Origin of the sequence: Longimicrobium sp. (assembly GCF_036280135.1) — a bacterium.
Lineage (GTDB): Bacteria > Gemmatimonadota > Gemmatimonadetes > Longimicrobiales > Longimicrobiaceae > Longimicrobium.
Genome location: NZ_DASURI010000023.1, coordinates 1 through 7,102 on the forward strand (window position 1 = coordinate 1; position 7,102 = coordinate 7,102).

Below are 7,102 nucleotides of genomic sequence, written 5' to 3' on the forward strand. Positions count from 1 at the left end.
GTGCCGGGTGCCGGGTGCCGGGTGCCGGGTGCCGGGTGCCGGGTGCAGGCAGGAGGGTGCGGGGTTGGTACTCGGAACTTCCATCCACGCCCCTTCGGGGCTACCTTCCGGGTCCGCTTCCGATCCATCCCCGCAGTCCCGTTCTCCGCAGGATCATGCCCGTTTCCCGCTCCCTCCTTGCCCGCGGCTTCGTGCGCGTGCTCGCCGCGACGGCGGTGGCGCTGTCCGTCATCACCCTGGCCGGGCAGGTGCTGCAGCTGCGGATGGCGGACGCGGAGGGAACGCGCGGCGTCATCATCGCCATCATCCTCATCACCCTGCTGAGCGGGCCCGCGGCGGCCGTGCTGGCCCTGGCCCTGGCGTGGCGCAGCTGGGACCGCAACGACGCGCGGGCGCTGGCCACGTTCCTGGCCCTGACGGCGTTCGTCCTGTCCGGCGACGGCGTGTGGTGGCTGATGACGATGGCGCGCGCGCCGGAGTGGCTGCGGAGCGTCACGGACCTCTCCATCCCCGTCTGCGCGCTGGCGGGGATGACGGCTATGCTGCGCTTTTCCTGCTCGTTTCCGCGCCCGCTGACCCCGGCGGAGCTGGCGGACGGCGGCTCTCGCGCGCGGCGCGTGCTGGCCGCGGCCCAGCGCCGGTCCCTGGACGCCGCGGCCGTGCGGCGCGTGGCGACGGGGTCCATCCTGGGGCTGATCCTGGTCCCCGAGTCCATCCGCATCGTGGCGGAGGTGGTAGGCCGGCCGCTCCCGAACTTCACCTTGTTGAAGTACATCGTCTTCGGGATGCTGCTGTCCAGCATGGCCGTGAGCGCGCTGAACCTGCGCGCCGGCTACCGCGGGGCCGACGCGGACGGGCGGCGCCGCATCTACTGGGTGCTGGAGGGCTTTCTGCTCGCCACGGGCATCGCCGTGCTGGCGTCGCTGCTCAAGGTGCTGCAGGACGCCACGGGCTACGTGCCGCCGCTGCGCTTCTGGTACGGGCTGTCGATGATGGCGGCGTTCGCGGCGCTGCTGGCGTGCGTGGCCATTGCCATGTTCTACGCCGGCGCGCTGGACCCCGCCCTGGCCATCCGACGGACGGCCGTCGCGGGCCTCGTCGGCGTGGCGATGGTCGTGACGTTCGCCACGCTGGAGCAGGTGCTGCAGGGCTACCTGGGCCAGTGGCTGGGGCTGAGCGACCGGGTGGGCGGCATCCTGACCGGCGTGGGCGTGGGCCTTACCTTCGAGCCGCTGCGCACGCGCACGGCCACGTTCGTGGAGGGCGTGCTGGCGCGATGGACGTCCGCGCCGTCGCCCGCGTCCTCGCCGACGTCCGCGCCCGTGCTGGAGGCCGGCGCGCGCGTGGAGCCCGCGTGAATCGCACTCCGCTCGCCGATGCCCGACCTTCGCGCGGCCGCATCGCAGGGACGGCGGCGGATGCGCGGACCCCGATCCGCCGTCCGCCGCGCGCCCTGCTGCTGGCCGTGCCCGCGCTGCTGACGCTGCACAACGCGGAGGAGTGGCTGGCGATGCCGCGCGCGCTGCCGATGGCGGCGGAGCGGATGCCGGATGCCGCCCGCGCCGTACTCCCCGCTGTCACCCTGCCCATGTTCGGCGCGGCGCTGGCCGTGGCGACGGGGGTGCCGTGGATCATCGCGCGGATGGCGATCCGCGGCGGGCACACGGCGACGTACCTGCTGCTCGTGGTCCAGGCGACGGTGCTCGTGAACGTGGCGTCGCACCTGGCGTCCGCGGCCGTGCTGCGCGGCTACGCGCCGGGGCTGGCGACGGCGCTCGCGCTCAACCTGCCGTTCGGCATCCTCCTGCTGCGGACGGCGCGGCGGGACGCGTGGACCGGGCGGCGGGCGTGGCGCATGCTGCTTCCGCTGGCGCTCGTGGCTCACGGGCCCGTGCTCGTGGCCCTGCTGTGGACCTGCGGACGGATCACGGGCGCGTTCTGATGCCCCTCCTCGTCCACCGAATCATCCGGCCCCGCGTGCTGCTTCGCGCCCTGCTCCTCGCGCTTGTCGCCTACGCCGGCTTCGCGGCGCTCATCTGGCTGCTGGGCGAGCGGCTGATCTTTCTTCCGCCGTCGGAGCGGTACGCGCGGGACGAGCAGATCCTGCTGCTGCCCCGCGCCGCGGGCGGGACCATCGCCGCCGTGCACCTGCGCAACCCGGACGCGCGCTACACCATCCTGTTCAGCCACGGCAACGCGGAGAACATCGTCCAGGGGATGCAGTTCCTGCAGATGATGCGCGACGCGGGGTTCAACGTGCTGGCGTACGACTACAGCGGCTACGGGCTCAGCACGGGCCGCCCGTCGGAGCGCGCGGCGTACGCCGACGTCGAGGCCGCGTACGACTACCTCACGCGTAGCGCGGGCGTGCCGCCGGGGCACATCATCCTGCACGGCCGGTCGCTGGGCGGCGCCGTGGCGGTGGACCTGGCCGCGCGCAGGCCGGCGGGCGGGCTGGTGCTGGAGAGCACGTTCACCTCCGCGCTGCGCGTGGTGAAGGCGTACCCGTTCCTGCCGTTCGACCGGTTTCGCACGGAACGCAAGCTGCCGCGTGTGCGCATGCCCGTGCTGGTGATCCACGGAACGGACGACGAGGTGATCGGGTTCTGGCACGGCGAGCGGCTGTACGAGATCGCGCCCGGGCCCAAGCGGCACCTGTGGGTGCGCGGCGCCACGCACAACGACCTGTCGTGGGTGGCGGGGGAAAGCTACTGGACGGCCCTCCGCGCGTTCGCGGACGGGCTGGATTCCGCCACGATGAACGACGCGGGACGATGATGCGGGGGATGCGGATGCGGCGGACGTGGATGATGGCGGCGGCCTGCGCCCTGGCCGCGTGCAGATCCGACGAGGGGGAGACGGCGCGCGCCGCCGCCCCGGCGGATACGGCGCCGTTCATGGTGCGGGTCGATTCAGCCGCGCCCATCGTGCGGGCGGGGACGGCGGCGGACGCGGCGGACTACGTCTTTCGCCCGTACGGGCACGGCCGCGGCGTGACGGACAGCATCGTCGTGCTGCGCGACGGCCGCCCCGTGCAGACGCTGGTGCCCGGCGACAACGAGGTGGACCCGGAGCTGGGGATCGAGCGTGTCGCGCGGCCGGACCTGGACTGGGACGGCCACGTGGACCTGGGCTACGTGACGGAGCTGGGCATGGCCGGCTCGCGCTCCGTGTACTGGCGGTTCGATCCGGCGACGGGCCGGCTCACCCCCGCGGGGACGTACGAGACGCTGCAGCCGGATTCCGCCCGGCGCGAGTGGCACACGTTCAATCGCGGCGGGCACGCCGGCCGCCTCTGGACGGCGTCGCGGTGGCGGTGGATGGACGGAAAGCTGACGGAAATCCGCCGCGAAGCGCAGGACCTGCTGGACGACACCACGTACGTCCGCATCACGCACGAGCGGCGGGGCGGCGCCCTCGCCGAGACCGCCCGCCAGCCGCTGACGGAGGACGCGCTGCGCGGCGGGCCCTCGTGGATGGAGCCGTAGGCGTCGCCCCCGTCCATCCCTCGCACCCACCCCCGCCGCGGCTGATGGCCGGCACTCGCGCGCGCCGCGGGTGTACACGGGCCGTCGCACCGGCCGGCCCTGAATCCCCGCGGTCACATCCGCCGTATCATCCCGCCGATCTCGTTTCCCCCACTGGAGTTGCACCTGATGAAGCGGATTCTCCCCCTGTTCTCGCTGGCCCTCTGCGTCGCGGCCGCCTGGCTGTACTTCACGCCGTACCGGGCGTACGGCAAGGTGACGGATGCCGCCGAGCGCGGCGACGTGGCGGCGCTGAACGAGGTGGTGGACTTTCCCGCGCTGCGCACGAGCTTCAAGGAGAACGTGAAGACGGCCGTGACGCGGGAGATCTCGGGGGACTCGGGCAATCCGTTCGCGGCCATGGGCGGCGCGCTGGCGGGGATGCTGACGGGCCCCGTGATCGACGCGGCCGTGACGCCGTCCGGCATCGCCGCGCTGACCAAGGGCAACGACCCGCGCAACCGTGATCGCGACCGCGACGAGAAGGACGAGGCGCGGCGCAGCGACGTGGAGCGCGACCGGCGCTACGAGGGGATGAACCGCTTTGCCGTGCGCTACCTGGACCGCGAGACGGGCGCGGAGCAGTACGCGCTGATCATGACCCGCGACGGCCTGGGCTGGAAGCTTTCCGGCGTGCGCTTCGGCCGCGACGCGGACGCGAAGTAGGGCGGGCGCCGCCGGGGAACCCGGGCGGTGCAGGGAACGACGAGTCAGGGGCCGGCCAGCCATCCCGCGGGAGTGGCCGGCCCCTCGTATTTCATGCGCATGACTCGCAGATGTACAGCCGCAGCGGTGGGGTCTGCGTGCGAAGGCCGGCCACGTTCGTCACCGTCAGGATGAGCTCCACCCGTCCACCGAACGTGGCGTCCGGCCGGCCGCAGTTGACCTGGCGCAGGTAGTCCCGGATGTCGTACGTGAACATGAGGATGCCGGTGGGGCTGCCGGGCGGATTGGACTGCGGGACGTGAATCTCGCGCGGTCCCGTCGCCGGAGTGGACCCCCCGCCCAGATCGGGGTTGGTCCACCGGCACTCGAACGGCTCGCTTGCCCGAACCGTCAGGTCCATGGATGCCAGACCCCTGTCCAACTGCGTGCCCGTGACCCGGATGGTGAGGTCGTCCGGGTGGTACGGCTTTGCCTCCGCGGGCGGAGGGGTGGTGACGTCGGGGTTCGCCACCACGTCGATGTCCAGGTTATGGTGGCTGGCAAACACCTCCAGGAGTGCGTTGGGGCGAACCACGGCGGGATTGGTGTTGGTCCCCGGACAGGCGGCCAGGGGCACCAGCATGCACAGGCAGACCGCCGCGCGCGCCAGCCGGCCCGTCCCCGCACGGGCGCGTGATGCCCGCGTCCCCAGGGGGCACGCCTGCGCGCGCTGCGTGGTGTTCGATGAAGTCATGGTTGCACCTCACGGATGATAGAGTGGATCGGATGAACATCCGGACCCTGCACCGCCCGTTGAACGGCTTCCCCTCGCGCCCGGGGTACACGATCCACGCCATCCGCGTCCACCGCGGCCGATCCGCGTCCAGCCCCGGAGATTGCACGAGAGTCGAGGCGGGAAGGATCCCGTCGCGCGAGATTGTTTCCCTGAAATTGGCCCCTTGGCGCCCCACGTGAGGCGAGGTTGGGCCGGGCGGTCCCGGTCACCGTCTCCCGTCTGGCCCGCGCCGTACACCCCGCGTATCTTCCACGCATGGTATCTCTCTTCGACATCCTGGGTCCCACCATGGTCGGGCCATCGTCGTCGCACACGGCCGGCGCGTGCCGGCTGGGGCTCATCACGCGCGCCATCGCGGGGGGCACGCCCGTGCGGGTGCGCATCCAGCTGCACGGGTCGTTCGCCGCCACGGGCGAGGGGCACGGAACGCACCGCGCCATCGTGGGCGGGCTCATCGGCCTGCCGCCGGACGACCTGCGCCTGCGCGAGGCGTACGACGAGGCGCGCGCCGCCGGGCTGGAGTGGACGTTCGAGGACGTGGACCTGGGCGAGGACGCGCATCCCAACACGGCCATCTTCCACGTGGAGATCGGCGACGAGCAGCTGTCCGTGCGGGGCGCGTCGCTGGGCGGCGGGCGGGTGGAGGTGTCGGAGATCGACGGGTTTCCCGTCTCGCTCACGGGCGCCTATCACACGCTGGTGCTGCTGGCGCACGACGAGCCGGGCACCATTGCCTGCGTGGCCACCATCCTGTCGGGGCACCACGTGAACCTGGCCACCATGCGCGTGGACCGCACGGGCCGGCACCAGGACGCGCTGATGACCATCGAGGCCGACGAGCCCGTGAACGAGGCGGCGCTGGGCGCCATCCGCTCGTTCCCGTGGCTGCGGTGGGCGCGGGCGGTGCCCAAGATCGCGTGAGAGGGAATCGGGAACAGGTAACAGGGAATCGCGGGCCCTGAAGGGCCTGGCGCTTCCCCGTGCACCGGTCTTGCAGGCTATTCCCTGTTCCCTGTTCCCTATTCCCTGCGGTTCCATGCACAAGTCCATCGAAAGCCTCATCCGCGACGCCGAGGAAACCGGCCGCCCGCTTCCCCAGGTGGTCCTGGACCGCGAGGCGGCGGAGACCGGCGTGCCCGCGGAGCAGATCCGCGCCCGCATTCGCCACACGCTGGGCGTCATGCGCCGCGCCATCGGCGAGGGGCTGGAGGGCAACGTGCGCTCCGCCAGCGGGCTCACGGGCGGCCGCGCCAAGAAGCTGTGGGACGGCGGACCGCAGATCCTGGGCAGCCGCGTGACGGCCACCCTGGCCCGCGCCATCTCCACCCTGGAGGTGAACGCCGCCATGGGGCTCATCGTCGCGGCGCCCACGGCGGGGGCGGCGGGCGTGCTGCCGGCCATCCTGATCTCCGTGGACGAGTTCGCGGAGGGCGGCCTGGGCGAGGAGCGGCTGGTGGACGCCATGCTCGTGGCGGGCGGCGTGGGCGGGGTGATCGCCCAGCGCGCGTCGCTGGCCGGCGCCGAGGGCGGATGCCAGGCGGAGACGGGCACGGCCGCGGCCATGGGCGCCGCGGCCGTCACCTGGCTGCACGGCGGATCGCACGAGCAGATCTCCAACGCCATCGCCCTGTGCCTGCAAGGGATGCTGGGGCTCATCTGCGACCCCATCGGCGGGCTGGTGGAGATCCCGTGCATCTACCGCAACGCGTCGGCGGCCATGCAGGCCATCGCGGCGGCGGAGATGGCGCTGGCGGACCTGGACTTTCCCGTGTCGGCGGACGAGGTGATCGACGTGATGGGCGAGGTGGGGCGGCGCATGCCCTCCGCCTACCGCGAGACGGCCATGGGCGGCCTGGCCGCGACGCCGTCCGCCCGCCGCCTGGTGCAGATCCGCCCCACGCAGCGCCCGTCCGGCGCGAGCCGGTAGGGCCTCACCCGCTCGCTGTCGCTCGCACCCTCTCCCGCAAACTGCGCGGGAGAGGGTATATACTTCCACGAGCCCCGGAGCGCGGGGGAGAGTCCCGGGCTTGCGTGCTTTCTCCCCTCTCCGCGAGGAACGAGCGGGGAGGGGCCGGGGGAGGGGCGGGCTGCTGCCGGCGCGTTCCATCCTTGGCCGCGATGAAGTTCTCCCTTC

8 protein-coding genes are annotated in these 7,102 nt (G+C 72.6%); 7 read left to right on the forward strand and 1 reads right to left on the reverse strand.

Features of this window, described 5'->3' with window-relative positions:
• Positions 1–155: 155 nt before the first annotated feature.
• The 5 genes from VFZ20_RS00605 (at position 156) to VFZ20_RS00625 (ending at position 4,193) form a co-directional block, all read left to right on the forward strand.
• Positions 156–1,358 carry a hypothetical protein gene (locus VFZ20_RS00605; RefSeq protein ID WP_329681869.1) on the forward strand — a complete coding sequence of 401 codons (1,203 nt, stop codon included), beginning with the start codon at positions 156–158 and terminating at the stop codon, positions 1,356–1,358.
• On the forward strand, positions 1,355–1,942 hold the full coding sequence (locus VFZ20_RS00610) for an HXXEE domain-containing protein (RefSeq protein WP_329681870.1): 588 nt from the start codon (positions 1,355–1,357) through the stop codon (positions 1,940–1,942). Before VFZ20_RS00605 ends, VFZ20_RS00610 begins: the two co-directional genes overlap by 4 nt.
• Positions 1,942–2,778 carry an alpha/beta hydrolase gene (locus VFZ20_RS00615; RefSeq protein ID WP_329681871.1) on the forward strand — a complete coding sequence of 279 codons (837 nt, stop codon included), beginning with the start codon at positions 1,942–1,944 and terminating at the stop codon, positions 2,776–2,778. Before VFZ20_RS00610 ends, VFZ20_RS00615 begins: the two co-directional genes overlap by 1 nt.
• On the forward strand, positions 2,775–3,488 hold the full coding sequence (locus VFZ20_RS00620; protein ID WP_329681872.1) for a hypothetical protein: 714 nt from the start codon (positions 2,775–2,777) through the stop codon (positions 3,486–3,488). Before VFZ20_RS00615 ends, VFZ20_RS00620 begins: the two co-directional genes overlap by 4 nt.
• 168 nt (positions 3,489–3,656) lie before the next feature.
• On the forward strand, positions 3,657–4,193 hold the full coding sequence (locus VFZ20_RS00625; protein WP_329681873.1) for a DUF2939 domain-containing protein: 537 nt from the start codon (positions 3,657–3,659) through the stop codon (positions 4,191–4,193).
• A gap of 91 nt (positions 4,194–4,284) precedes the next feature.
• Here the strand turns inward: VFZ20_RS00625 and VFZ20_RS00630 are convergent, their stop codons facing one another.
• Entirely contained in the window at positions 4,285–4,926 is a 642-nt protein-coding gene (locus VFZ20_RS00630; RefSeq protein WP_329681874.1) for a hypothetical protein, read from the reverse strand.
• Positions 4,927–5,223: 297 nt separating this feature from the next.
• Between VFZ20_RS00630 and sdaAB the strand changes: the two genes are divergently transcribed.
• Both sdaAB and sdaAA read left to right on the forward strand, forming a co-directional pair.
• Positions 5,224–5,889, forward strand: a complete 666-nt coding sequence (gene sdaAB, locus VFZ20_RS00635; protein ID WP_329681875.1) for an L-serine ammonia-lyase, iron-sulfur-dependent subunit beta — start codon at positions 5,224–5,226, stop codon at positions 5,887–5,889.
• Between the two features lie 115 nt (positions 5,890–6,004).
• Complete coding sequence (sdaAA, locus tag VFZ20_RS00640) at positions 6,005–6,895, forward strand: L-serine ammonia-lyase, iron-sulfur-dependent, subunit alpha (RefSeq protein ID WP_329681876.1); 891 nt, start codon at positions 6,005–6,007, stop codon at positions 6,893–6,895.
• Positions 6,896–7,102 lie beyond the last annotated feature (207 nt).